Annotated in this window: 21 protein-coding genes, 5 tRNA genes and 1 pseudogene; 8 read left to right on the forward strand and 19 right to left on the reverse strand. The window is 72.5% G+C overall.

Annotated features, from left to right (window positions below; genetic code table 11):
• Nucleotides 1-40: 40 nt before the first annotated feature.
• Nucleotides 41-1774, reverse strand: coding sequence for a DAK2 domain-containing protein (locus ACIGG8_RS30295; protein WP_396551913.1), 1734 nt, complete (start codon nt 1772-1774; stop codon nt 41-43).
• Nucleotides 1775-2079: 305 nt separating this feature from the next.
• Between ACIGG8_RS30295 and rpmB the strand changes: the two genes are divergently transcribed.
• Nucleotides 2080-2265 (forward strand): 50S ribosomal protein L28, encoded by a 186-nt coding sequence (rpmB, locus tag ACIGG8_RS30300; protein ID WP_014138233.1) that lies wholly within the window; start codon nt 2080-2082, stop codon nt 2263-2265.
• 204 nt (nt 2266-2469) lie between these two features.
• On the opposite strand, the gene thiD is transcribed toward rpmB, so the two are convergent.
• The 3 genes from thiD to ACIGG8_RS30315 form a co-directional block, all read right to left on the reverse strand.
• Nucleotides 2470-3291, reverse strand: coding sequence for a bifunctional hydroxymethylpyrimidine kinase/phosphomethylpyrimidine kinase (thiD, locus tag ACIGG8_RS30305; RefSeq protein ID WP_396551914.1), 822 nt, complete (start codon nt 3289-3291; stop codon nt 2470-2472).
• Nucleotides 3292-3314: 23 nt separating this feature from the next.
• Nucleotides 3315-4340 (reverse strand): ATP-dependent 6-phosphofructokinase, encoded by a 1026-nt coding sequence (locus ACIGG8_RS30310; protein WP_350524613.1) that lies wholly within the window; start codon nt 4338-4340, stop codon nt 3315-3317.
• A 268-nt stretch (nt 4341-4608) separates the two neighbouring features.
• Nucleotides 4609-5574 (reverse strand): thiamine-phosphate kinase, encoded by a 966-nt coding sequence (locus ACIGG8_RS30315; protein WP_097236123.1) that lies wholly within the window; start codon nt 5572-5574, stop codon nt 4609-4611.
• Nucleotides 5575-5798: 224 nt separating this feature from the next.
• Between ACIGG8_RS30315 and ACIGG8_RS30320 the strand changes: the two genes are divergently transcribed.
• Nucleotides 5799-6032 (forward strand): Lrp/AsnC ligand binding domain-containing protein, encoded by a 234-nt coding sequence (locus ACIGG8_RS30320; RefSeq protein ID WP_350524614.1) that lies wholly within the window; start codon nt 5799-5801, stop codon nt 6030-6032.
• A gap of 36 nt (nt 6033-6068) precedes the next feature.
• A complete protein-coding gene (locus tag ACIGG8_RS30325) occupies nt 6069-6587 on the forward strand; it encodes a DUF3515 domain-containing protein (protein WP_396551915.1) in 519 nt (172 codons plus the stop codon).
• Nucleotides 6588-6655: 68 nt separating this feature from the next.
• Here the strand turns inward: ACIGG8_RS30325 and ACIGG8_RS30330 are convergent, their stop codons facing one another.
• The 3 genes from ACIGG8_RS30330 to ACIGG8_RS30340 all read right to left on the reverse strand — a co-directional run bounded on the left by ACIGG8_RS30330 (nt 6656) and on the right by ACIGG8_RS30340 (nt 9706).
• A complete protein-coding gene (locus ACIGG8_RS30330; protein ID WP_396551916.1) occupies nt 6656-7801 on the reverse strand; it encodes a D-alanine--D-alanine ligase family protein in 1146 nt (381 codons plus the stop codon).
• A 73-nt stretch (nt 7802-7874) separates the two neighbouring features.
• Nucleotides 7875-8879 (reverse strand): NAD(P)H-dependent glycerol-3-phosphate dehydrogenase, encoded by a 1005-nt coding sequence (locus ACIGG8_RS30335; RefSeq protein WP_396551917.1) that lies wholly within the window; start codon nt 8877-8879, stop codon nt 7875-7877.
• The gene (locus ACIGG8_RS30340) at nt 8876-9706 is read right to left on the reverse strand and encodes a lysophospholipid acyltransferase family protein (protein ID WP_396551918.1); all 831 of its coding nucleotides are present in this window, start codon (nt 9704-9706) and stop codon (nt 8876-8878) included. Before ACIGG8_RS30340 ends, ACIGG8_RS30335 begins: the two co-directional genes overlap by 4 nt.
• A gap of 230 nt (nt 9707-9936) precedes the next feature.
• On the opposite strand from ACIGG8_RS30340, the gene cofC reads away from it, so the two are divergent.
• Nucleotides 9937-10620 carry a 2-phospho-L-lactate guanylyltransferase gene (gene cofC / locus ACIGG8_RS30345; RefSeq protein WP_396551919.1) on the forward strand — a complete coding sequence of 228 codons (684 nt, stop codon included), beginning with the start codon at nt 9937-9939 and terminating at the stop codon, nt 10618-10620.
• Nucleotides 10621-10767: 147 nt separating this feature from the next.
• Nucleotides 10768-10989 (forward strand): hypothetical protein, encoded by a 222-nt coding sequence (locus ACIGG8_RS30350; RefSeq protein WP_396551920.1) that lies wholly within the window; start codon nt 10768-10770, stop codon nt 10987-10989.
• 205 nt (nt 10990-11194) lie between these two features.
• Here the strand turns inward: ACIGG8_RS30350 and ACIGG8_RS30355 are convergent, their stop codons facing one another.
• From ACIGG8_RS30355 to leuC, 4 genes are all read right to left on the reverse strand, one after another.
• Nucleotides 11195-11923 (reverse strand): HU family DNA-binding protein, encoded by a 729-nt coding sequence (locus ACIGG8_RS30355; protein ID WP_350524621.1) that lies wholly within the window; start codon nt 11921-11923, stop codon nt 11195-11197.
• Between the two features lie 133 nt (nt 11924-12056).
• Entirely contained in the window at nt 12057-12404 is a 348-nt protein-coding gene (locus tag ACIGG8_RS30360; RefSeq protein WP_380658828.1) for a hypothetical protein, read from the reverse strand.
• A gap of 182 nt (nt 12405-12586) precedes the next feature.
• Complete coding sequence (leuD, locus tag ACIGG8_RS30365; protein ID WP_350634176.1) at nt 12587-13183, reverse strand: 3-isopropylmalate dehydratase small subunit; 597 nt, start codon at nt 13181-13183, stop codon at nt 12587-12589.
• A gap of 3 nt (nt 13184-13186) precedes the next feature.
• Complete coding sequence (gene leuC, locus ACIGG8_RS30370) at nt 13187-14626, reverse strand: 3-isopropylmalate dehydratase large subunit (RefSeq protein WP_396551921.1); 1440 nt, start codon at nt 14624-14626, stop codon at nt 13187-13189.
• Between the two features lie 230 nt (nt 14627-14856).
• Between leuC and ACIGG8_RS30375 the strand changes: the two genes are divergently transcribed.
• Nucleotides 14857-15570 (forward strand): IclR family transcriptional regulator, encoded by a 714-nt coding sequence (locus ACIGG8_RS30375; protein WP_030246527.1) that lies wholly within the window; start codon nt 14857-14859, stop codon nt 15568-15570.
• Nucleotides 15571-15742: 172 nt separating this feature from the next.
• Here the strand turns inward: ACIGG8_RS30375 and ACIGG8_RS30380 are convergent.
• The 8 genes from ACIGG8_RS30380 to ACIGG8_RS30415 all read right to left on the reverse strand — a co-directional run bounded on the left by ACIGG8_RS30380 (nt 15743) and on the right by ACIGG8_RS30415 (nt 19320).
• A tRNA-Gln gene (locus ACIGG8_RS30380) sits at nt 15743-15817 on the reverse strand.
• A gap of 50 nt (nt 15818-15867) precedes the next feature.
• Nucleotides 15868-15940: transfer RNA gene (locus tag ACIGG8_RS30385), tRNA-Glu, on the reverse strand.
• Between the two features lie 26 nt (nt 15941-15966).
• Nucleotides 15967-16039, reverse strand: a tRNA-Glu gene (locus tag ACIGG8_RS30390).
• 27 nt (nt 16040-16066) lie between these two features.
• Nucleotides 16067-16139: transfer RNA gene (locus ACIGG8_RS30395), tRNA-Glu, on the reverse strand.
• A gap of 38 nt (nt 16140-16177) precedes the next feature.
• A tRNA-Gln gene (locus tag ACIGG8_RS30400) sits at nt 16178-16249 on the reverse strand.
• 239 nt (nt 16250-16488) lie between these two features.
• Nucleotides 16489-17988, reverse strand: coding sequence for a glutamate--tRNA ligase (gene gltX, locus ACIGG8_RS30405; RefSeq protein ID WP_396551922.1), 1500 nt, complete (start codon nt 17986-17988; stop codon nt 16489-16491).
• A complete protein-coding gene (locus ACIGG8_RS30410) occupies nt 17981-18781 on the reverse strand; it encodes a fumarylacetoacetate hydrolase family protein (protein ID WP_396551923.1) in 801 nt (266 codons plus the stop codon). Before ACIGG8_RS30410 ends, gltX begins: the two co-directional genes overlap by 8 nt.
• A 320-nt stretch (nt 18782-19101) precedes the next feature.
• A complete protein-coding gene (locus tag ACIGG8_RS30415) occupies nt 19102-19320 on the reverse strand; it encodes a hypothetical protein (protein WP_396551924.1) in 219 nt (72 codons plus the stop codon).
• A gap of 638 nt (nt 19321-19958) precedes the next feature.
• On the opposite strand from ACIGG8_RS30415, the gene ACIGG8_RS30420 reads away from it, so the two are divergent.
• Entirely contained in the window at nt 19959-23696 is a 3738-nt protein-coding gene (locus ACIGG8_RS30420) for a nitrate- and nitrite sensing domain-containing protein (RefSeq protein WP_396551925.1), read from the forward strand.
• 10 nt (nt 23697-23706) lie between these two features.
• Nucleotides 23707-23798, forward strand: a pseudogene (locus ACIGG8_RS30425) (roadblock/LC7 domain-containing protein); the annotation flags it as partial.

The following is a 23798-nucleotide window of genomic DNA, read 5'->3' on the forward strand; positions in this document are numbered from 1 at the left end:
CCGGGCCTCGCGCCGCCCGCCGCCGCGCCCGGACGGGCCGCTACTCCACGCCGATGAGCAGCGGCGCCGACTCCTGCCCGCCGTGGAACACCACCGCGTCCACCTCGGGCCGCCCGTGCCGCACGTGCGCGACCAGCCGTTCGGCCAGCGCCTCGTCGGTGCCGTCGCCCAGGACCAGGGTGACGAGTTCGCCGCCCGCGCCGAGCATCCGGTCCAGCACGCTCGCGCCGACCTCCTCCAGGCCGGTGCCGATCACCGCGACGTCGCCGTCGATCAACCCGAGCACGTCCCCGGCCTGGCAGACCCCGGCCATCGTCCAGGACTCCCCCTCGGCGACGGCGAGTTCGGCGTACCGGGTGGCCCCGGCGGCGGAGGTCATGGCGACCACGTCCTCGTCGAAACGGCGGCCGCCCTCGTGCACCGCGAGCGCCGCCAGGCCCTGCACCGGCGAGCGGGTGGGCAGCACGGCGATCCGGACGCCCTCCTCGCGCAACTGGTCGGCCGCGGCGCCGGCGGCGGCGCGCAGCTCCGGGTCGTTGAGCAGCAGGACGACCTCGCGGGCGGCCGAGCGGCGGACGGCGGCGGCGAGTTCGGCGCTGGCCGGCGGCCGGTCCGGGTCGGCGTGCAGGACGACGGCGCCGGCCTGCTCGCACAGCTCGGCCAGGCCCTCGCCGGAGACCACCGAGAGCACCGCGCGCGCCCGCTCCTCGCGCTCGCCGCGCTCGGTGGCGGTGCCGGCCCTGGCGGCGGCCTCGGCGAAGTGCGTGATCCGGATCCGGTGCGGGCGCCCGGCCTCGACCCCGGCCTCCACGGCGGCGCCCGCGTCGTCCACGTGGACGTGCACGCTCCACAGGCCGTCGCCGCCACCGACCACCAGGGAGTCGCCGAGCGCGCCGAGCCGCTCGCGCAGCACGGGGAGCGCCTCGTCGGGGGCGTCCAGCAGGTAGATGACCTCGAACGCGGGGTGGCCGGGGCCCACGGAGGGGGCATCGCGCAGCGATCCGAGCGAATAGTGCGGGCGGGCGGCGGCGAAGGGGGCATCGCGCAGCGATCCGAGCGAAGGGTGGTGGCGGGCGGCGGGTGGGCGGACGTGCGCCTCGCAGCCCGCCACGGCCCGGACGTCCCCGCGCAGCGCGACCGGCCCCATCGGCTGCTGCCCGGCGACGGCGTCGGCGAGCGCGCCGAGGACGGCGACCAGGCCCCGCCCGCCGGCGTCCACGACGCCGTTCTCGGCGAGCACGGCGAGCTGCTCCGGGGTGTGCCGCAGGGCGTCCCGGGCGGCCCGGTAGGCGGTGTCGGCGACCTGCGCGAGCCCGTCCCCGGCCCGGACGGCCTCCCGGGCGGCGACCCGGGCCACGGTCAGCAGGGTGCCCTCGACGGGCTCCGCGACGGCCTGGTAGGCGGAGTCGGCGGCCCGCTGCAGGGCGGCCCGCAGCTGTTCGGCGCCGCCGCCCTCGGCCAGCGTCTCGGCGGTGCCGCGCAGCCACTGGGCGAGGATCACGCCGGAGTTGCCGCGGGCGCCCACCAGCGCGCCGCGGGCCATCGCCCGGACCGCGTCCGCCAGTCCGGGGGCCGGGTCGGCGGCGGGGTCGGCGAAGCGGCTCTCCACCTCGGCGGCGGCGGACTCGACGGTCAGGTAGAGGTTGGTGCCGGTGTCGCCGTCCGGGACGGGATAGACGTTGAGCGCGTCGATCTCCTCGCGGGCCTGGCCGAGCGCGCGCAGGGCGAGCTGGCACCAGCTGCGCACGGCCGGCGCGTCGAGCGTGTGCAGCACCAGGTCTCCTCCGGATGGGACGCCGCGACGGCCCGTGGGGGGCGGCAGCACCTTCGAGGCGGCGGCGAGGGGTGATACCGGCAGGCTATCGGGGGCGGGGCGGGGTGGGCCGTCCGGACCGGCGGCCCGAGCGATCACTCGGCCGGTCATGGTAGTTTCGTGGGACGGAAGCAAGCGTTGTATGCTCTTCCGGTTGCCTGGAACCGTCCAGGCTCACCCCCTTGTCCGGTCTGGTTCACGTGAGTGCTCCGGTGGGTGGGCGGGGTTTTCGAAAGTATCTGATCTGAAGTCTTGGAGTGACTCCTGTGGCTGCCAACTGCGACGTCTGCGGCAAGGGGCCGGGCTTCGGCAACAGCATCTCCCACTCTCACCGCCGTACCCCCCGTCGTTGGAACCCCAACATCCAGACGGTGCGCGCTGTGATTGGGCGGACGCCGAAGCGGCTCAACGTCTGCACCTCGTGCATCAAGGCCGGTAAGGTCTCGCGCTGACGCGCAGACCGGCATGCCGGTCCTCCAGTGAGCCGGTTCATCCTCGGATGGGCCGGCTTCGCTGTTTCCACGGCCGGCAACGCCGTATTCCGGACTCACCGGTGGTGGGCGGACCCTCTCCAGGGGCCCGCCCACGACTGTTTTCCGGGACTCCTCGGCTTCCGGGACTCCTCGGCTTCCGGACTCCTCGGCTTTCCGGACCCCTCAGCGCCAGCGCCAGGCGTGGTCGACCGGCCCGATCCCGGCGCCCAGCGCGAAGCCGCCGGCGATCGCACCGGTGATGTACTCCTTGGCCGAGCCCACCGCCTCCGGCAGCGGCTCGCCCTTGGCCAGGCCGGCCGCGATCGAGCTGGCCAGCGTGCAGCCGGTGCCGTGGGTGTGCCGGTTGTCATAGCGCGGCGCCCGGTACCAGTGGATCTCCTCCGGCCCGCCGTACAGCAGGTCGGCGGCCTCGCCCTCCAGGTGGCCGCCCTTGACCAGCACCCAGCGCGGACCGAGGTCGAGCAGCGCCTTGGCGGCGTCCAGCATCTGCCCCTCGTCCTCGACGGTCCGGCCGGTGAGCTGCGTCACCTCGTGCAGGTTGGGGGTGGCCAGGGTGGCGACCGGCAGCAGCTTCTCGCGGACGGTGCCGACGGCCTCGGCGGCCAGCAGCGCGTCACCGTGCTTGGAGACGCCGACCGGGTCGACCACGACCGGGGCATCCACCCCGGCCAGCAGCTCCGAGACGGTCTCGACCAGCTCGATCGAGGCGAGCATGCCGGTCTTCACGGCCTGCACCCCGATGTCGTCCACCACGCTGCGGAACTGTGCGCGGACGGCCTCGGCGGGCAGTTCCCAGTAGCCCTGGACGCCGAGCGAGTTCTGCGCGGTGACGGCGGTGATCACGCTCATGCCGTGCACGCCGAGGGCGAGCATCGCCTTGAGGTCGGCCTGGATGCCGGCGCCGCCGCCGGAGTCGGAGCCGGCGATGGTGAGCACGCGCGGGGGTGCGGCGGAGGCGCCGGGGGTGCGAGGGGGGAGGACCATGGCCCCAACCTACCTGCGCGGATTCAGAGCACGGCTTCGGATTCCACCCAGCGGCCCTCCGGCACCGTCTTCAGCCGGGTCACCGCGTCGCCGATCGGCAGCAGCTCGATCCCGGTCCGGCGCAGCGCGGTGAAGTGCCCGAACGCGCCCTGGTGGACGGCCTCCACCGCGTGCCAGCCGAAGCGGGTGGCGAGCACCCGGTCGTAGGCGGTCGGGGTGCCGCCGCGCTGGGTGTGGCCGAGGATGACCGGACGGGCCTCCTTGCCGAGCAGGTTCTCCAGCTCGTGGGCGAGCCGGTTGCCGATCCCGCCGAAGGTCCGGTGGCCGTACTGGTCGACCGCGCCGTGGTCGAAGCGCATGGTGCCGGGCATCGGGGTGGCGCCCTCGGCGACGGCGATGATGGCGAACTTCTTGCCGCGGGCGAAGCGGTCCTCGACCATCCGCGCCACCGCCTCGATGTCGAACGGCTTCTCCGGGATGAGGATGCCGTGCGCTCCGCCGGCCATGCCCGCGGTGAGGGTGATCCACCCGGTGTGCCGGCCCATCAACTCGACCACCATGACCCGCTGGTGGGACTCGGCGGTGGTCTTCAGCCGGTCGATCGCCTCGGTCGCGACGTGCACCGCGGTGTCGAAGCCGAAGGTGACGTCGGTGGCGTCGATGTCGTTGTCGATGGTCTTCGGCACCCCCACCACCGGCAGTCCGGCGTCGCTGAACAGCTTCGCGGCGGTCAGCGTCCCCTCGCCGCCGATCGCGATCAGCGCGTCGATGCCGATGTCCCGGGCCAGCACCTTCGCGTTCTCCACCGCCCAGGCGATCCGGTCGCGCCGCACGCGGGCGGAGCCCAGGATGGTGCCGCCGAGGGTGAGCAGCCCGGTGACGTCGTCGTGCGAGACCGTCCGGGTCCGGCTCTCGATCAGGCCGAGGAACCCGTCCAGGATGCCGACGATCTCGTCGCCGTGAACGTCCGTACCCCGGTGCACCACCGAACGGATCACCGCGTTGAGGCCGGGGCAGTCGCCGCCGCTGGTCAGTACACCGATGCGCATGTCAGGTGTGCTCCCGCTCGCAGTGGTTCGGGCCACCCGCGCCGGACGGTGTGGTGGCGGGCGGGCTCGGATGCCGCAAGCCTACGCAAAACACACCCCCGAATCCCGTCCGCCGCACGCCCTGGGCGTCATCTGCCGCGACGGCGTCCAGTGCCCATCAGCCGTACGCCGTACGCCGGTCGGCGACGCCGCCCCGGGCCGGCGGGCGCGCCGGTACCGGGCGGTCGGCGGCGCCGGTTCCCGATCGCCCGGGGGCGGGCGGGCCGGCTCACTCCGCGAAGTGGTCCCAGCCGCCGACCCGGTCCCAGGGCGCGCCGTCCACGGTGACCCGGCCGCTCCGGCTGCCCGTCGGCCGGCCGGTCACCTCGCCCACCACCCGCCAGCGGGCCGGGAGTTGGACCCCGCGCGGGAAGGTCGCCACGATCGCGTGGTCCTCGCCGCCGGAGAGCACCCAGACCAGCGGGTCCACCCCGACGGCCTGGCCGATGTCCGCCATCTGCGCCGGGACGTCGAAGTCCGCGGCCTTCAGGTCGATGTCCACCTCGCTGGCCCGGGCCACGTGGCCGAGGTCGGCGACCAGTCCGTCGCTCACGTCGATCATCGAGGTCGCGCCCAACTCGGCCCCCGCCGGGCCCGCGTGGTACGGCGGTTCGGGCCGCCGGTGCGCCTCGACGAAGGCGCGCGGGGAGCGGAAGCCGCGCTGCAGCACGGTCAGCCCGGCGGCCGACCAGCCCAGCCAGCCGGTCACCGCGACCACGTCGCCGACCTGCGCCCCGGAGCGCGTCACCGCCGCACGCCCCTGCAGGTCGCCGAGCGCCGTGATGGCCAGCGTGACGGTGTCGCCGCGCACCACGTCACCGCCGACCACCGTCGCCCCGGCGACCTGGCACTCGTCGCGCAGCCCGTCCATCAGCTCGGTCGCCCACGTGGTCGGCAGGTCGGCGGGGGCGACCAGGCCGAGCAGTATCGCGGTCGGCACCGCCCCCATCGCGGCCACGTCGGCGAGGTTCTGGGCGGCCGCCTTGCGGCCCACGTCGTAGGCGGTCGACCAGTCCCGGCGGAAGTGCCGGTTCTCGATCAGGACGTCCGTGGTCGCCACCACCCGGCCGTCCGGTGCCCGCACCACCGCGGCGTCGTCACCCGGGCCGAGGTCGACCGCATCGGTGAGCGGTACCCGGGCGGTCAGCTCCCTGATGAGGCCGAACTCGCCGAGCTCGCCCACGGTCCCCTGCATCTGCCGTCCTCTCGCCTTTCATTCCGGATGGCGCTGTCATCCGTTCCGGTCCCCGTCGCGCTCCCCCGCGCGCAGCGTACGCCCTTCGGGGGTGCCGAAGTCTCCCCTCCCCGGCCCGCTGCGCGGTAGCGTGGTGATCAGACTGCCGTTGAGCCCGTTCCATCCCGACGCCTGACCGGGCGACCACGGCGGCGATCCCCGTAACCGGCCGCCGGGAGGTCCTCGTGGTACAGGCATACATCCTGATCCAGACCGAAGTTGGAAAGGCCACCGCGGTGGCCGAGTTGATCTCCGAGATCCCCGGCGTGCTCACCGCCGAGGACGTCACCGGCCCCTACGACGTCATCGTCAAGGCCGAGGCCGAGACCGTCGACGAGCTCGGCCGCATGGTCGTGGCCCAGGTCCAGAAGGTCGAGGGCATCACCCGCACCCTGACCTGTCCGGTGGTCCACCTCTAGCCCCGGCTCCGCGTAGGGCCCGGCTACCATCGGCGGGTGGCCAGAGAACTCCGCGTCCCGAAGGCGCTGACCGCCCTGCCGGCACCGATCCGCTGGCTGGCCCTGCCCGTCGCGCTGACCTGCACGGTCGTCGTGCTGGTCGGCAGCTGGGGCCCGGCCGACGGGAAGATCGAGGTGCCGGAGCCGAGCGGCAAGGCCGCCGACTACTGCCGGGCCCTGGCCGCCGCGCTGCCGCAGGAGCTGCTCGGGCACGCCCGCAAGGACCCGTCGCCAGCCTCGCCCTACGTGGCCGTCTGGGACAGCTCGCCCCGGACGGTCATGCGCTGCGGCGTCGACCGGCCGGAGCAGCTGAACGGGGAGCACGCCAAGGACTGGTCCCCGACCGTCGACGACCTCACCTGGTGGTCGCAGAAGCTCGACGACGGCGGCTACCGCTTCGTGGCGACCATGCGCGCCGCCTACGTCGAGGTGACCGTCCCGTCCGGGGCCGCACGGAACCCCTTCGACCCGGCCGCCGCGCTGACCCCGCTGGTCAAGGCCAACATCCCCGGCTGAGCCGGGCCGTACCGACGTACGGAGGGCGGGCCGGGAGCTCCCGGCCCGCCCTCCGCCGTAAGGGACCGCTAGCGCAGGCCGGTCGAGCGGCGCATCGCCGTCTGCAGCAGCCGGTCGATCAGCTCCGGGTACGAGACCCCGCTGGCCTCCCACATCTTCGGGTAGGCCGAGATCGGGGTGAAGCCGGGCATGGTGTTGATCTCGTTGATCATCCAGGTGCCGTCCTCCAGCAGGAAGAAGTCCACCCGGGCCAGGCCCTCGCAGCCGAGCGCCTCGAAGGCCTCGACCGCCTGGCGCTGGATCTCGGCGAGCTCGTCGGCGGTGAGCTTCGCCGGGATCTGCACGTCGGAGGAGTCGATGTACTTGGCCTCGAAGTCGTAGAAGTCGAAGCCTTCGCCGACCAGGACCTCGCCGGCCACGCTGGCCCGCGGGCCGTCCTCGAACTCCAGCACGCCGCACTCGATCTCGCGGCCGGTCACGCCGGCCTCGATGATCAGCTTGGGGTCGTGGCGACGGGCCTCCTCGATCGCGGCGTCGAGGTCGGCCAGGTCCTTGACCTTGGTGATGCCGATGCTGGAGCCGGCCCGGCAGGGCTTCACGAACACCGGCAGGCCCAGCTCGGCCACCCGCTCGCGCACCGCCGCGCGGCCCGCCTCGGTCTCCCACTCGCGCGGACGCACGATGGTGTAGTGGCCGACCCCCAGACCGTGCGAGGCCAGGATCCGCTTGGCGAACTCCTTGTCCATGCCGGCCGCGCTGGCCAGCACGCCGTTGCCGACGTAGGGGACGCCGGAGAGCTCCAGGAGGCCCTGCAGGGTGCCGTCCTCGCCCCAGGGGCCGTGCAGCAGCGGGAACACCACGTCGACCTCGCCGAGGGCCTTGGGCGCGCTGCCCGGCTCGCTGAGCAGCACCTCCCGGTTGCCCGGCGCGACCGGCAGCGCGACCTGCGCGTCGACGGACTCGGCGACGTGTGCCACGTCCGGCAGCTTGCCGTCGGTGATGGCCATCCGGGCCGGCTCGTCGCTGGTCAGCGCCCAGCGGCCCTCGTGCGTGATGCCGATCGGCAGCACGTCGTACTTGTCGCGGTCGATCGCCCTGAGCACACTGCCCGCGGTGGAGACCGAGATGGCGTGCTCGGAGCTGCGCCCGCCGAAGACCAGTGCGACGCGCGGCTTCGGGGCGGACGGGTTCGGGGAGGACTGTTCGATGCTCATATCGGGTTTGAGACTACCGTGCGACGTGTTTCCGGGACGTCAACCGCCCCGGTGGCCCCCGCCGCCCGGGCCGTCAGCGCCGCCGCTCCGCCTTCGCCGAGCGCGACATCAGCGTCTGCAGCGCCTCCTGGGTCGGCCGCCCGTTGTGCACGACGTCCACCACGGCCTCGACGATCGGCATGTCGACGCCGTTGCGCCGGGCCAGGTCCAGCACCGACTCGCAGGACTTGACGCCCTCGGCGGTCTGCCGGGTGGCCGCGATGGTCTCCGCGAGCGACATGCCCCGGCCCAGGTTCATGCCGAAGGTGTTGTTGCGGGACAGCGGCGAGGAGCAGGTGGCGACCAGGTCGCCCATCCCGGCGAGCCCCGCGAAGGTGTGCGGGTCGGCACCCAGCACCTCGCCGAGCCGGGTGGTCTCGGCCAGCCCGCGGGTGATCAGCGTCGCCTTGGTGTTGTCGCCGAGCCCCATGCCGGCCGCCATGCCGACCGCCAGGCCGATCACGTTCTTGACCGCGCCGCCGAGTTCGCAGCCCACCACGTCGGTGTTGGTGTACGGCCGGAAGTACGGCGTGTGGCAGGCCGCCTGAAGGCGCTTGGCCACCGCCTCGTCCGTGCAGGCGACGACACTGGCCGCGGGCTGCCGGTTGGCGATCTCCTTGGCCAGATTGGGCCCGCTGACCACCGCGACGCGCTCCGGGCCGACCTTGGTGACCTCGTCGATCACCTCGCTCATCCGCTTGGCGGTGCCGAGTTCGATTCCCTTCATCAGGCTGACCAGCACGGTCTGCGGCTCGATCAGCGGCGTCCAGGCGGCCAGGTTGTCGCGCAGCGTCTGCGAGGGCACCACCAGGACCGCGAAGTCGGCGCCGGCCAGCGCCTCGGCGGCGTCGGTGGTGGCCCGCACCGAGTCGGGCAGCCGGACGCCCGGCAGGTAGTCCGGGTTCTCGTGCGTGGAGTTGACGGCGTCCACCAGCTCCTGGCGGCGGGCCCACAGCACGACCTCGCAGCCGGCGTCGGCGAGCACCATCGCGAACGCGGTGCCCCAGGAGCCGGTCCCCATCACGGCGCAGCGGGTCACTTGCCGGCCTCCTCGGTGCCCTTGCCGCGCTCGCCCTTGGCACGCCGGCGCTCGGCCAGCGCCACGGCGGCGCGCTCGCGGGCGGCCTTGCGCATGTCGTAGCGCTCGGCCGGCGGCTGCTCGCCGCGGACCTCGGCCAGCACGGCGGTGATCGCCGTCATGATGTCCTCGGTCGCGTCCGCGAGCACCTGGGAGGTGAGCTCCTGCCCCTGGTACTTGCTCAGGTCCACCGCCGGACCGGCCGCGACGGTCACCCGGTGGCGCGGGAAGAGGTTGAACTTGCCCTTCCCGTACCCGGGCCGGCCGTACGGCGGGATGATCTCGTGCGCGCCCCAGTGGGCGACCGGGATGACCGGCGCGCCGGTCATCAGCGCGACCCGGGCGACACCGCTCTTGCCGGTCATCGGCCACAGGTCCGGGTCCCGGGTGAGCGTTCCCTCCGGGTAGAACTGCACGCACTGGCCGCCGTCGACGGCGTCGATCGCGGCCCGGAAGGCCTGCGCCGCGTCGGTCGACTCGCGGAACACCGGAATCTGACCGGTCTTGCGCAGCATGAATCCGATGAAGGGAATGGAGAACAACGAGGACTTGCCGAGAATTCGCGGCGGGCGACCGCTGTTGTACTGCCAGTGCGCGTAGATCACCGGGTCGATGATCGAATTGTGGTTCACCGCGGCGATGAAGCCGCCTTCCTTGGGAATGTGCTCCCAGCCGCGCCAGTCGGGCTTCACCAGGGCGGTCGTCACCGGCTTCACCAGCACGGCCGCGAAGCGGTACCAGATGCCGTAGTCGGCGTTGCCGAACTTGGCGTACGAGCGGCGGGCCACCCCAGCTCCTTCTCATCCGATGCGGCACGTGGAGTGCCGCGGTCATGGCCTCCCGGGGCCGCGCACCGGTGCCAGCGGTGCCCGGGCCACGGGCGCCGAACAGTGTCGCCCGCCCGCTCACCGGCTGTCGAGCGGCCGCGCCAACCCGCCGGGCCGGCGTGATCAAACGCACGTCCGCACAGTTCGGACGGCCTGGCGAGGGCTCCGGGACCGGCGACACAATGACGCCGATGACCCAGGACACCGTACGCCCCAGCGGGCCCGTCGCGCCCGCCGCACCCACCGCCGGCTGGTCGCTGGTGCTGCCACTCAAGCCGCTCGCGCAGGCGAAGAGCAGACTCGCCCCCTACGCCGGACCGCACCGGGCCGACCTGGCGATGTCCTTCGCGCTCGACACCGTCGGCGCCGCGCTGGCCACCCCGGGCGTCGACCGCGTCCTGGTGGTGACCCGCGACGCGGTGGCCGGTGCCCGGCTGGCCGCGCTGGGCGCGCTGGTGGTCGCCGACGAGCCCGGTGGCGGCCTCAACCGGGCGCTGGCGCACGGCGCGTCGACCGCCCTGGCCCTCGCCCCGGCGGCCCCGCTGGCCGTCCTCTCGGCAGACCTGCCGGCCCTGCGTCCGGCCGAACTGGCCCGGGTGCTGGGCGCGGTGCCGCCGGACGGCCGGGCCTTCCTGCCGGACTCCCCCGGCCTCGGCACCACCCTGCTCGCCTGCACCCCGGGGCGTCCGCTCTCCCCCGCCTTCGGGGACGGCTCGCGCGCCCGGCACGCGGCCGGCGGGGCCCTCGAACTGCGCCTCGCGGACGTGGAGTCGGTGCGCCGGGACGTCGACACCGGTGCGGACCTCGGCGAGGCCGCGGCGCTCGGCCTCGGCCCGCACACCAGCACGCTGTTCGCCCGTCTGAGCCCGCCCTGACGTCGCCCTGAGCCCGCCCTGATGCCGTCCGGCTGCCGCCCCTCTTGTCTGTCCCGGCCCGCGGACCGACCCCGCTCCGGCGCCGCTACCGCGCCGTCCCCGGTCCTGCTCCCGGGGGCGCAGCGACCTGCTCGCTATGCTGCTGACATGCAGGCCACCGCGTTCACCTTCGACCCCGCCACCCGGGCCGGCTCCGTGCTGCTCGACGACGGGACCCCGGTGCCGTTCGACGCGGCCGCCTTCGACGCCGGCGGCCTGCGGCTGCTGCGCCCCGGCCAGCGGGTGCGGATCCGCACCGAGGGCACCGGCGAGGCCCGCCGGGTGGTCTTCGTGACGCTGCAGACCTTCCCCGACCCCGCCGGGCACTGACGCCCGCGGGGCGCCCGCCCGCCGGGTTGCTTCCACCACCGACCGTCCGGTCCCGCGGCCACGACCGCCCGGTCCAGCCGCACGCCGTCGAATCCTGACCGAGCGCCCGGAAACCCGAAGAGCCGCGGCGCCCGGTCTCCGTGCGTTCACGGGAGGGGTGTCGCGGCTCTTCGCCGAAGGCCGTCCGAGGACGGTCGCACGGGACCTACTTGGCAGTGGTCTTGCGCGCGGTGGTCTTGCGGGTGGCGGTCTTCTTCGCCGGAGCCGTCTTCTTGGCCGTGGCGGTCGCCTTCTTGGCGGTGGCCGTGGTCTTCTTGGCGGCAGCCGTGGTGGTCGCCTTCTTGGCAGCGGCCGTCTTCTTGGTCGCGGCCGCCGTGGTCTTCTTGGCGGCGGTGGTCTTCGCGACGGTGGTCTTCGCCGCGGCCTTCTTGGCGGTGGCCGCCTTCTTCGCGGTGGTGGCCGTGGTCTTCTTGGCGGCAGCCGTGGTGGCCGTCTTCTTGGCGGCGGCCTTCTTGGTGGCCGGAGCGGCGGCGGCAGCGGTGGCGGCACGCTTGGTGGCGGCGCGCTTGGCGGCCGGGGTGGCGGCGACGCCGCTCTTGCCCGGGGTGAGGGAGCCCTTGGGGGCCTTCTTCACCGAGGGGCCCTCCTTCGGCAGCTTCTTGCTGCCGCTGACCAGGTCCTTGAAGCCCTGGCCCGGGCGGAAGCGCGGCACCGAGGTCTTCTTGACCTTGACCCGCTCGCCGGTCTGCGGGTTGCGGGCGAAGCGCGCGGAGCGCTCCACCTTCTCGAAGGTGCCGAAGCCGGTGACCGAAACCCGGTCGCCGGCCACGACGGCACGGACCATGGTGTCGAGCACTGCGTCGACGGCCTCTGCGGCAGCCTTGCGACCGCCCAGCTGCTCGGCCACCGCTTCGACAAGCTGAGCCTTGTTCACGTCTTCCCCTTCGGAAACGAGCGCCGGATGATTCCATCCGTTCTTTTCGCACGTTAGGTATGTATCTGCGGACTTTCAATTACCAAACGCGCGAATCACCCTAGTGTCGCAATGGATTTGCGCGTCGGCGACCTCAGCCGAGCGGCGGGCGCCCCTCGTCGAGGTCATGTACAAAGCGACTCAACCGCCTTGCCGCCTCCGGAAGATCGCGCTTGGCGGTCTCGGTGACGATGAGGAGTTGACGGGTGAGAGCGGTCTTTGCATCGGCAGACACGTTCAGCGCATGCACGCGGGCGTGAGCTTGCTTCAACCGCTCGGCCACGAGCGCGTAGAGCGCTGCGACTTCCTGGTCGTCCGGCCCCTCAGCTGGCGCGGAGGTGACGTCCGGCCGATCGTCAATTCGGCGTTCGGATGGCCGGCCCATGGAGTCCTCAGCCGCGGGTTCGCCGCCCGCGTACGGAGGTTCATGGTGCCGGTGCATGTACTGATTGTGCCATCTACCCGCAGTTGTACTTGCGCGGGGCCCTCTTCCGCAAAGCCAAATGGGCAATCCGGGGCGGGCCCCGGCGCTAACTCGTGCTCCGGAACGACGGATGGCCCGGCCCCCCCGAGGGGGGCGCGGGCCACGCGGCGGATCGTCAGAATGCTTGTTCTGAGGGGAACTCAGGCGACCGGCAGAGTACGGGGCTTGAAGGCCGGACGGGTCGCCTCGAAGGCCGCGATGTCGGCCTCGTTCTGCAGCGTGATGCTGATGTCGTCCAGGCCGTTGAGCAGCCGCCACCGGACGTTGTCGTCCAGTTCGAAGGCCGCGGTGACGCCTTCGGCCCGCACTTCGCGCGCCTCCAGGTCGACGGTGATCTCGGCCGAAGGGTCACTCTCGGTGAGCACCCAGAGCCGTTCCACGGTCTCCTGCGGCAGCACGACCGTCAGCAGGCCGTTCTTCAGGGAGTTGCCCCGGAAGATGTCGGCGAAGCGCGACGAGATGACCGCGTGGAAGCCGTAGTTCTGCAGCGCCCAGACGGCGTGCTCGCGGGAGGAGCCGGTGCCGAACTCGGGGCCGGCCACCAGCACCGTGGCGCCCTGCCGCTCGGGCCGGTTGAGGATGAACGACTCGTCCTTGCGCCAGGCCTCGAACAGCCCGTCCTCGAAACCGGACCGGGTGACCTTCTTGAGCCAGTGGGCCGGGATGATCTGGTCGGTGTCCACGTTGCTGCGGCGCAGCGGGACGGCCCGGCCGGTGTGGGTGGTGAACTTCTCCATGGCTCAGGCCTCCACGGCAACGTCGGTGTCCGCCGCGTCGGCGGCGTTCAGGTCGGCGGGCGAGGCGAGGCGGCCCAGGACGGCGGTCGCGGCGGCGACCTGCGGGGAGACCAGGTGGGTGCGGCCGCCCTTGCCCTGCCGTCCCTCGAAGTTGCGGTTCGAGGTGGAGGCGCAGCGCTCGCCCGGGGCCAGCTGGTCGGGGTTCATGCCCAGGCACATCGAGCAGCCCGCGTGGCGCCACTCGGCACCGGCCGCGGTGAACACCTTGTCCAGGCCCTCCTCGACGGCCTGCAGGGCGACCCGGACGGAGCCGGGGACCACCAGCATCCGTACGCCGTCGGCGATCCGGCGGCCCTCCACCAGGGCGGCGGCGGCCCGCAGGTCCTCGATCCGGCCGTTGGTGCAGGAGCCGACGAAGACGGCGTCGACCTTGACCTCGCGCAGCGGGGTGCCGGCCTCCAGCCCCATGTACGCCAGGGCGTTCTCGGCGGCCTGGCGCTCCTGCGGGTCGGCGAAGGAGGCCGGGTCCGGCACGTCGGAGGCCAGCGGGGCGCCCTGGCCGGGGTTGGTGCCCCAGGTGACGAAGGGGCTCAGCTCGCTCGCGTCGATGAAGATCTCGTGGTCGAAGACCGCGTCCTCGTCGGTCACCAGGGTCCGCCAGTACGCGACGGCGGCGTCCCAGTCCTCGCCCTGCGGGGCGTGCGGGCGGCCCTTGAGGTACTCGAAGGTGGTCTCGTCCGGGGCGATCATGCCGGCCCGGGCGCCGGCCTCGATCGACATGTTGCAGATGGTCATCCGGGCCTCCATGGACAGGCTCCGGATCGCCGAACCGCGGTACTCCAGGACGTAGCCCTGGCCGCCGCCGGTGCCGATCTTCGCGATGACGGCCAGGATCAGGTCCTTGGCGGTGACGCCCTCGGGCAGGTCGCCCTCGACGGTGATCGCCATGGTCCGGAACGGGGCCAGCGGCAGGGTCTGGGTGGCCAGCACGTGCTCGACCTGGCTGGTGCCGATGCCGAACGCCAGTGCGCCGAAGGCGCCGTGGGTGGAGGTGTGGGAGTCGCCGCAGACCACGGTCATGCCGGGCTGGGTCAGGCCGAGCTGCGGGCCGACGACGTGCACGACGCCCTGCTCGACGTCGCCGAGCGAGTGGATCCGGACGCCGAACTCGGCGGCGTTCCGGCGCAGGGTCTCCAGCTGCACCTTGGACACCGGGTCGGCGATCGGCTTGTCGATGTCCAGGGTGGGGGTGTTGTGGTCCTCGGTGGCGATCGTCAGATCGGTGCGGCGGACCGGACGGCCGGCCAGTCGCAGTCCGTCGAACGCCTGCGGGCTGGTGACCTCGTGGAGCAGGTGCAGGTCGATGAACAGGAGGTCGGGCTCGCCCTCCGCGCGCCGCACGACGTGGTCGTCCCAGACCTTCTCTGCGAGTGTCCGTCCCATCGGATTCCCTCCAGCCGGCCGCGTTGCCGGCCTTCTCGTGTCGTCGAGGTCAAAGCTGCGCCGCCCTGCCGGGGGCGCTTCGCGCGACCTGCACGCCGGATCGCTGTCCACGATGCGGACACTCGGAGGAGGCCACATCCTGGATGTCTCCCGGGCTGCTGCATCCAGAGTGGCGCTTTTCCGGAAAGATTGAACTTGCGTCTCGCGGAATGAGACTGCAGTCTTAGGGCATGGACAACACTAGCGGCGTCGGCGTTCTCGACAAGGCCGCTCTGGTGCTGAGCGCACTGGAGTCGGGCCCCGCCACGTTGGCGGGGCTGGTCGCCGCCACCGGTCTGGCGCGCCCCACGGCCCACAGACTCGCCGTCGCACTCGAACACCACCGTCTGGTCACCAGAGACATGCAGGGACGTTTCATCCTCGGTCCCCGCCTGTCCGAACTCTCCGCCGCGGCGGGCGAGGACCGGCTGCTCGCCACCGCGGGCCCGGTCCTGACCCACCTGCGCGACGTCACCGGCGAGAGCGCACAGCTCTACCGCCGCCAGGGCGAGATGCGGATCTGCGTAGCCGCCGCCGAGCGGCTCTCCGGCCTGCGGGACACCGTCCCGGTCGGCAGCACCCTGCCGATGAAGGCCGGCTCGGCCGCCCAGGTCCTGCTCGCGTGGGAGGAGCCCGAGCGGCTCCACCGCGGTCTGCAGGGCGCCCGCTTCACCGCCACCGCGCTGAGCGGCGTGCGGCGGCGCGGCTGGGCCCAGTCGATCGGCGAGCGCGAGCCGGGCGTCGCGTCCGTCTCCGCGCCCGTCCGCGGCCCCTCCAACCGGGTGGTGGCCGCGGTGTCGGTGTCCGGCCCGATCGAGCGCCTGACCCGCCACCCGGGCCGGCTGCACGCCCAGGCCATCATCGAGGCCGCGAACCGGCTCACCGAGGCGCTGCGCCGGAGCTGACCCGGCCCTTCCCCCACCCGTCCCTTTCCCCCCACCCCACCCCACCCCTCCCCCACCCGGCCGTCCCCCACCGAAAGCCGAAAGGGCCCCGCTCGGAGTCGAGCGGGGCCCTTCGAAGCATTTCCCGGTGCACAAACAAAAAGACCCCGGAGAACCGGGGTCTTCCATTTTCTGGCTGGGGTACCAGGACTCGAACCTAGACTAAATGAACCAGAATCACTCGTGCTGCCAATTACACCATACCCCAACACAAAGCAAGGGCCGATGGGGCGAGCCCACCGGCTTCCTGCTCTGAAGTACCCCCGACCGGATTCGAACCGGCGCTACTGCCGTGAGAGGGCAGCGTGCTAGGCCGCTACACAACGGGGGCTTCCTGGCGATCCCTTGCGGGATCAGTACCCCCGACCGGATTCGAACCGGCGCTACTGCCGTGAGAGGGCAGCGTGCTAGGCCGCTACACAACGGGGGCTTTCCAGGTGATCCCTTGCGGGATCAGTACCCCCGACCGGATTCGAACCGGCGCTACTGCCGTGAGAGGGCAGCGTGCTAGGCCGCTACACAACGGGGGCTTGATCTTCATTTGTTCTGCGGTACTCATCGTACTGCGCTGGGGTACCAGGACTCGAACCTAGACTAACTGAACCAGAATCAGTCGTGCTGCCAATTACACCATACCCCACCAGAGTTGAACCCTCGTCGGGATCTTCTCAGGCGTTGCGCCTCTCGTTCGGTCCCGGCCGGGGGGCTTTCGCTCCCTCGTCCGTTCCCTCCCGGGCGGCGCAGAAAGAACATTACCCGACGTCTGCCCTGGCTCCAAAATCGATAACCCCAGGCAGCGGCCGGGAGGCCGGCGGATGACCTCCGGGTACGCCGCGGGCCCGGCACGCAGCCGGGCCCGCGGCCTGCTCAGCGGCCCGCTCAGGCGGCCGGCAGGGCGTCCAGGGACGAGCGCAGGCGGCGCAGCGTCTCGGGGCGGCCCAGCAGCTCCATGGACTCGAACAGCGGCGGCGACACCCGACGGCCCGTGACGGCCACCCGCAGCGGCGTGAAGGCGAACTTGGGCTTGATGCCCAGCCCGTCCACCAGCGCCTCGCGCAGGGCCGCCTGGATCGGCTCCGGGGTGAAGTCCGCCAGCTCCTCCAGCGCCTTGATGCTGGCCTCCAGCACCGGGCGGGCGTCGGCGGTCAGCACCTTGGCGGCGTCGTCCGGGTCGACGGCGAACTTCTCCGGCGCCACGAACAGGAAGCCGGCCATGTTCACGATCTCGCTCAGCACGACCATCCGCTCCTGGGTGAGCGGCGCGACCTTGGCGAGCACGTCCAGCTGCTCGGCGGTCGGCTCGGCCGGCAGCAGGTCGGCGGCCTGCAGGAACGGCACCAGGCGGGCGGCGAAGTCCGCCGGGGCCAGCTTGCGGACGTGCTCGGCGTTGATCGCCTCGCACTTCTTCAGGTCGAAGCGGGCCGGGTTGGCGTTCACCTTGGCGATGTCGAAGGCGGCGACCATCTCGTCGATGCCGAAGATGTCCCGGTCCTCGGCCAGCGACCAGCCCAGCAGGGACAGGTAGTTGAGGAGACCCTCCGGGATGAACCCGCGCTCGCGGTACAGGTTGAGCGAGGCCTGCGGGTCGCGCTTGGAGAGCTTCTTGTTGCCCTCGCCCATCACGTACGGCAGGTGGCCGAAGCGCGGGGTGGTGCCGTTGCCGACGCCGATCTCGGCGAGCGCGGCGTAGAGCGCGACCTGCCGCGGGGTGGAGGACAGCAGGTCCTCGCCGCGCAGCACGTGGGTGATGCCCATCAGGGCGTCGTCCACCGGGTTGACCAGGGTGTACAGCGGGGCGCCGTTGGCCCGGACGATGCCGTAGTCCGGCACGTTCTCCGGCTCGAAGGTCAGCGTGCCGCGCACCAGGTCGTCGAAGGAGATGGTCTTGTCGGGCATCCGGAAGCGCAGGATCGGCTCGCGCTTCTCCAGCTTGTAGACGGCGACCTGGTCCTCGCTCAGCTCCCGGCAGTGGCCGTCGTAGCCGGAGGGCTTGCCGGCCGCGCGGGCGGCCTCGCGGCGGGCGTCCAGCTCCTCGGTGCTGCAGTAGCAGTGGTAGGCGTGGCCGGCCTCGTGCAGGCGGCGGGCGACGTCGGCGTAGATGTCCATCCGCTGCGACTGGCGGTACGGCTCGTGCGGGCCGCCGACCTCCGGGCCCTCGTCCCAGTCGAAGCCCAGCCAGCGCATCGCGTCGAGCAGCTGGTCGTACGACTCCTCGGAGTCGCGGGCGGAGTCGGTGTCCTCGATCCGGAAGACCATCGTGCCGCCGTTGTGGCGGGCGTAGGCCCAGTTGAAGAGGGCGGTCCGGACCAGGCCCACGTGGGGGTTGCCGGTCGGGGACGGACAGAAGCGAACCCGGACGGCCGGGTCAGTGTTAGCCACGCTTGATCACCTTGTTGGTGAGAGTGCCGATGCCTTCGATGGAGACGGCGACCTCGTCGCCGACGTTGAGGGGGCCCACCCCTGCGGGCGTGCCGGTGAGGATGACGTCGCCGGGCAGCAGCGTCATGGCCTCGGAGATGTGGACGATCAGCTCGGCCACCGAGCGGACCATCAGGGAGGTGCGACCGGTCTGGCGCAGCTCGCCGTTGACCGTGCAGGTGACGGCGAGGTCGCTCGGGTCCAGGTCGGTCTCGATCCACGGCCCGAGCGGACAGGAGGTGTCGAAGCCCTTGGCCCGGGCCCACTGGCCCTCGCGCTGCTGGACGTCCCGGGCGGTCACGTCGTTGGCGCAGGTGTAGCCGAGGATCACCTCGGGCACCCGGTCCAGCGGCACCTCGCGGCACATCCGGCCGATCACCACGGCGAGTTCGGCCTCGTGCTGGACGTCCGAGGAGAACGGCGGGTACGCGATGTTCTCGGTCGGGCCGATCACCGAGGTGGACGGCTTGAAGAAGGTCAGGGGGACGTCCGGGACGTCGTGGCCCAGCTCCTGGGCGTGCGCCGCGTAGTTGCGGCCGACCGCCACGATCTTGTTCGGGAGCATCGGGCTGAGCAGCCGGACGTCCTGGAAGCGGTAGCTCTCGCCGGTGGGCTGGGGTTGGCCGAACGGGTGGCCGGCCAGCGCGTGGACGACCAGCGAGTCGGGCTGGGAGGGGTCGCCCTCCACCACGCCGAAGGAGACGCTGCCGGCGGCAGGGCTCCCTTCCCGGACGGAAAACCTGGCAATGCGCACGGCTGGGCTACCCCTCGCTTCGTCGGCCGCCCGGGGCGCGTCGCGCCCGGGCGCTGGTGGGCGCCCCGCCCGCGTGGGCGCGGCCCCGTCAATCGGCCTCCAGGCTATCGCGTGGGGGCCCGGCTGACCGCTTTGCCCCTGTTCAGCCCGGTCGGGGCGGAAGCGCCAGGACACCCCACCCGAGCACCCCGCACCGCCCCGAGCCGGATCCGGACGGCAGAGGGCGCCGCCGCCACGACAGTTCGTGGCGACGGCGCCCTCCGGGGAACGCGCCGGGTCCGGCGCACCCGGTCGGACGTGCCGGGGTCCGGCGTGCCGGGTCAGTCCGCCGGCACGACGACCGGCGCGACCATCAGCTGGGTGCGGCGCGGGTTGGCGGTGCTGGCCGGCAGCTCGGTGCCGTAGGTCAGGACGTCCTGGGGCTTGCGGGCACCCGGGATCTTGCTGAAGTCCTCGACCGAGGCCAGCGTCGTCCGGCGCGGGTTCGCCGTCGGGCGGCAGGACAGCGTGGACTTGTTGGCCTTCTTCGCCTGGGACATCGAGAGCACCTCGTGGTCGTGGCCGGGCGGATCCGCAGCGGATCGGCGCCGGCCTGAATGATTCCGATTGATTCGGAGGGGTTCTGGGCAGGCTGATCGGGGCCGTGCTCCGGAGCAGCCAGGTTACGAGATCTCTTTCCACAGAGACCGTGACCAAAGCTACACATTAGTCTGTGATTTTGATCACAAAATGCAGAGCAAAAGGCAGATAAGCGACATATCGCCGCATCGGAATTTTCCGACATTCGACAGGTATCGGGCATTCCGGAAGGTCTATGACTCTTTTCGATCTACGGTCCGGTTGGCATGTATCCGGCGAGTGTCCGAAAAATGCGGTATTCCGGTCCGGTTACCGCACAGTCAGTGAGATCGCACAAGCGGTCGGTAGCGCCGGGCGTCCGGTTCCTGCGGCCCTTGTTGGGATTCCCCGGCTGTGCTGGAATGCGACGGACCGTGGGTAGGGAGTGGTCCACCCCGGTGACCCGCTCTCCCGGACCGGCCGGGGAGCGGATGGAAACTCGACACCGTCCAGGCCGTGGCGACGCGGCGGGACGCCCGGTCCAGAGGTTGCGACGCCAGTGCAGGGACGTTTCAAAAGGGGTAGCGGCGCCGCGGGTAACCCGGAGTCGCGCGAGCCCATGGCAGCCCCCCAGCAGGCGGCGGCGCCCGGTGGCCCGGCAGAGCCGATCACACCCGAGGCCCTCGGCCGCCCCGAAGGGGACGGCCAGGAGCGGACGTCCACCCGGGACAGACTCCGAACCTCGCTGACCCGACGCCGGGCGACCGGTCTGAACCGGCTCGCGATGCGCAACTGGCGCATCCGGACGAAGCTGATCGCGCTGCTCGCCCTCCCCGTCCTGGTCTCGCTGGTCCTCGGTGGCCTGCGCATCCAGACCTCGATGGAGAACTCGCAGCAACTCGCCCAGATGGCCAACCTGTCCGATCTGGCCAAGAAGGCGACCAACCTCGCGGACGCGCTGCAGACCGAGCGCGACATCAGCGCCGGCCCGATCACGCACGACCCGAACGGCCAGCTGGACGACGACATCGTCGCCGCCCGCAAGGCCACCGACGACCTGAGCCGCACCTTCACCGCGTCCTCCGACAAGTTCGAGAACCTCGAACTGTCCGGCGGAAAGGCGCTGCTGCTGCAGATCCGCCGCGACCTGAACTCGGTCGCGGACACCCGCGGCGCGCCGTACCAGGTCAACCAGAACATCCAGTCGACGATCACCGCCTACGACGTGATCATCCGCGACCTGCTGTCCATCACCCAGGACATCGCGCTCGCGTCGAACAACAAGGACCTGGTCGTCTCGACCCGCGCGCTGCAGCAGTTCTCGCTCGCCAAGAACGCGACCTCGCAGCAGCGGGCCCTGATCAGCGCGGCGCTCGCCAACCCCAAGGGTCCGGACCTCAGCCTCAGCGACGAGTCCTTCGGCATCCGCCTGCGCCTGTCGTACGAGAACGCGATCGCCAGCTTCAACAACATCTACACCGCGCACGACCTGGACAACCTGCGCAGCCAGCTGAGCTACAACGGCGTCGTCGCCGACGCCGACCGCTACGCCGGCACGGTCCTCACCCAGGGCGGCATCCACCAGACCGAGCCGGTCACTTACAAGGACTGGTACGAGAAGGCCAGCGCCAAGATCAACGCCGAGAAGCGGATCGAGGCCAAGCTGATCGAGAACCTCGACGGCAAGGCCCAGGACCTGCAGTCGCAGGCCGACACGGACGCCCTGATCATCGGTGTCGCGGTCGCCCTGGTGCTGCTCGTCGCCCTCGGTGGCGCCGGTCTGATCGCCCGCTCGATGGTGCGCTCGCTGACCCGTCTGCAGGCCGCGGCCGAGGACGTCGCCGAGCGCCGACTGCCCGAGCTGGTCAAGACGCTCTCCGAGAGCGACCCGCACGACGTCGACACCACGGTCGAACCGGTCGCCGTCGACTCCGCGGACGAGATCGGCCACGTGGCGCACGCCTTCGACATGGTGCACAGCGAGGCCGTCCGCCTCGCCGCCGAGCAGGCCCTCCTGCGAGGCAACATCAACGCGATGTTCACCAACCTCTCGCGCCGCAGCCAGGGCCTCATCCAGCGCCAGCTGTCGCTCATCTCCGAGCTGGAGAGCCGCGAGGCGGACCCGGACCAGCTGGCCAACCTCTTCAAGCTGGACCACCTCGCGACCCGCATGCGCCGCAACGGCGAAAACCTCCTCGTCCTCGCCGGTGAGGACCCGGGCCGCCGCTGGACCAGGCCCGTTCCGCTCGTCGACGTGCTCCGCGCCGCCGCCTCCGAGGTGGAGCAGTACGAGCGCATCGAACTCGCCGCGGTGCCGTCGGCCGAGGTCGCCGGCCGCGTCGTCAACGACCTCGTCCACCTGCTCGCCGAGCTGCTGGAGAACGCCACCTCGTTCTCCAGCCCGCAGACCCGCGTCCGGGTCACCGGCCACGCGCTGCCGGACGGCCGCGTGCTGGTCGAGATCCACGACACCGGCATCGGCCTGAGCCCCGACGACCTCTCCGAGATCAACGAGCGCCTCGCCAACCCGCCGACGGTGGACGTCTCGGTCTCCCGCCGCATGGGCCTCTTCGTGGTCGGTCGCCTCTCGCTGCGCCACGGCATCCGCATCCAGCTCCGCCCCAGCGACTCCGGCGGCACCACCGCGCTGGTCATGCTCCCGGTGGACGTCACCAACTCCGGCGAGCGCCGCGGCGCCGGCCGCCCCGGCCCCGCCCAGGGCAAGCAGCAGCGCGGGGTCACCCCGACGCCGCGTCAGCAGCGCCAGATGCCGCCCGGCCGTCAGGGCGGTCCGGCCGCGCTCGGCCAGGGCCCGGCCGGCGGTGCCCCGCAGGGCGGCCGCCCGCAGCTCGGCCAGGGCGGTCCGGCCGCTCCGGCGGGTCCGGGCGCGCAGGCAGGTCCGGGGGCGCAGGCCGGTCCGGGTGCGCCCGGCGGCCGCGCCGGCGGTCTGCCGACCCGCCAGGTCGGCAAGGCGCTGCGCGAGAACCCGGTCGTGCCGAACCAGGGCCAGGGCCAGGGCCAGGGCCGACGCGGCCAGCAGCCCGCGCAGCCCAAGCAGGCACAGCAGCAGCAGCCGCAGCAGTCGCCCCAGGGCGGGCTGCCGCAGCGCACCCCGGGCCGTCAGGGTCCGCCGCAGGCCGGCCAGGACGGCCTGCCCCGCCGCGGCCGCCAGCAGCAGCCCGGCCAGCAGCAGCCCGGTCAGGAGCGGCCGCGCCCCGGTGGCGAGTTCGACGGCGCTCCCGGTCCCCGGACCGGCGAGCAGCCCCAGCACGGCCGCCCCGGCGGTCCCGGTGCTCCGCAGCAGGGCGCCCGTCCGGGCAACCGTCCGCAGGACGGCCTGCCGCAGCGCGCCCCCGGCCGTCAGGGTCCCGGTGCGCCGGGCGGCCCCGGTGCGCCGGGTGCTCAGGGTGCCCCCGGCCGACCCGGTGCCCAGGGCCCGCGCCGTCCGCAGCGCCCCGGCCCGGACGCGCCGCAGCGCGACCGCCAGCCGCAGCAGCCGCAGCAGCAGGCCCCGCAGCAGCCCCAGCCGCTGCCGTCGGCCGAGCCGGCGCCGGTGGAGAGCACCCAGCAGTTCGCCCGCCCGCGCTTCGAGGCCAGCCAGATCGATCCGCGCGACCCGCTGGGCCTCGGCCTGGTCGAGCCGGTGCTGCCGAACGTGCCGAACCCGGCGCGTCCGGAGCCGGTGCGCCAGGAGCAGGCCCCGCAGCAGCTGCCGTACCAGGAGCCGATGGCACTGCCGACCGGCCCGTCCGCGGCCGCCGGCCAGCAGCAGGGGCAGGGGCAGGGGCAGGGGCAGGGTCAGCCGCGGTCCTACCAGCCGCGACGTCCCGGCACCTCCTCGCCGGAGTTCCTGGAGCAGGCCCCGCAGCAGCAGGCTCCCCAGCAGCAGGCCCCGCAGCAGCGGGCTCCGCAGCAGCAGCCCCGCCAGCAGCAGCCCCAGCAGCCGCGCCAGCCCCAGCCGCAGCAGGCCCAGCCGCAGCAGCCGCAGCAGCCGGGTGCCGACGACGCGCCGTGGCGCCCGTCCGCGAACGACGAGCGCTGGCGCCGGGCCGAGCAGGTCCGCGAGCCCTCGACCAACGGCGTCACCATGTCGGGCCTGCCCCGACGGACCCCGCAGGCCAACCTGGTCTCCGGCACCGCCGAGGCCTCGCCGCTGACCGGTCCCCAGGTCTCCCGGGCCCCCGAGGAGGTCCGCGGCCGACTGACCAACCTGCGCCGCGGCATCCAGCAGGGCCGCCGGGCCGGGGCCGAACAGGCCGCCAACCCGCCGGGGCTCCAGCATGGTGCCCAGCAGCCCGGATTCGATAGTTTCGGTGGCCGGAGCGACGGCAACGGCGCAGATCACCAGGAGCGTTGAGTTGAACCAGATGAGCCAGGCCGCACAGAACCTGAACTGGCTGATCACCAATTTCGTGGACAACACCCCCGGGGTGTCCCACACCGTGGTGGTCTCCGCGGA

Source organism: Kitasatospora sp. NPDC085464, from assembly GCF_044541955.1.
In the GTDB taxonomy this organism is placed as follows: Bacteria; Actinomycetota; Actinomycetes; order Streptomycetales; family Streptomycetaceae; genus Kitasatospora.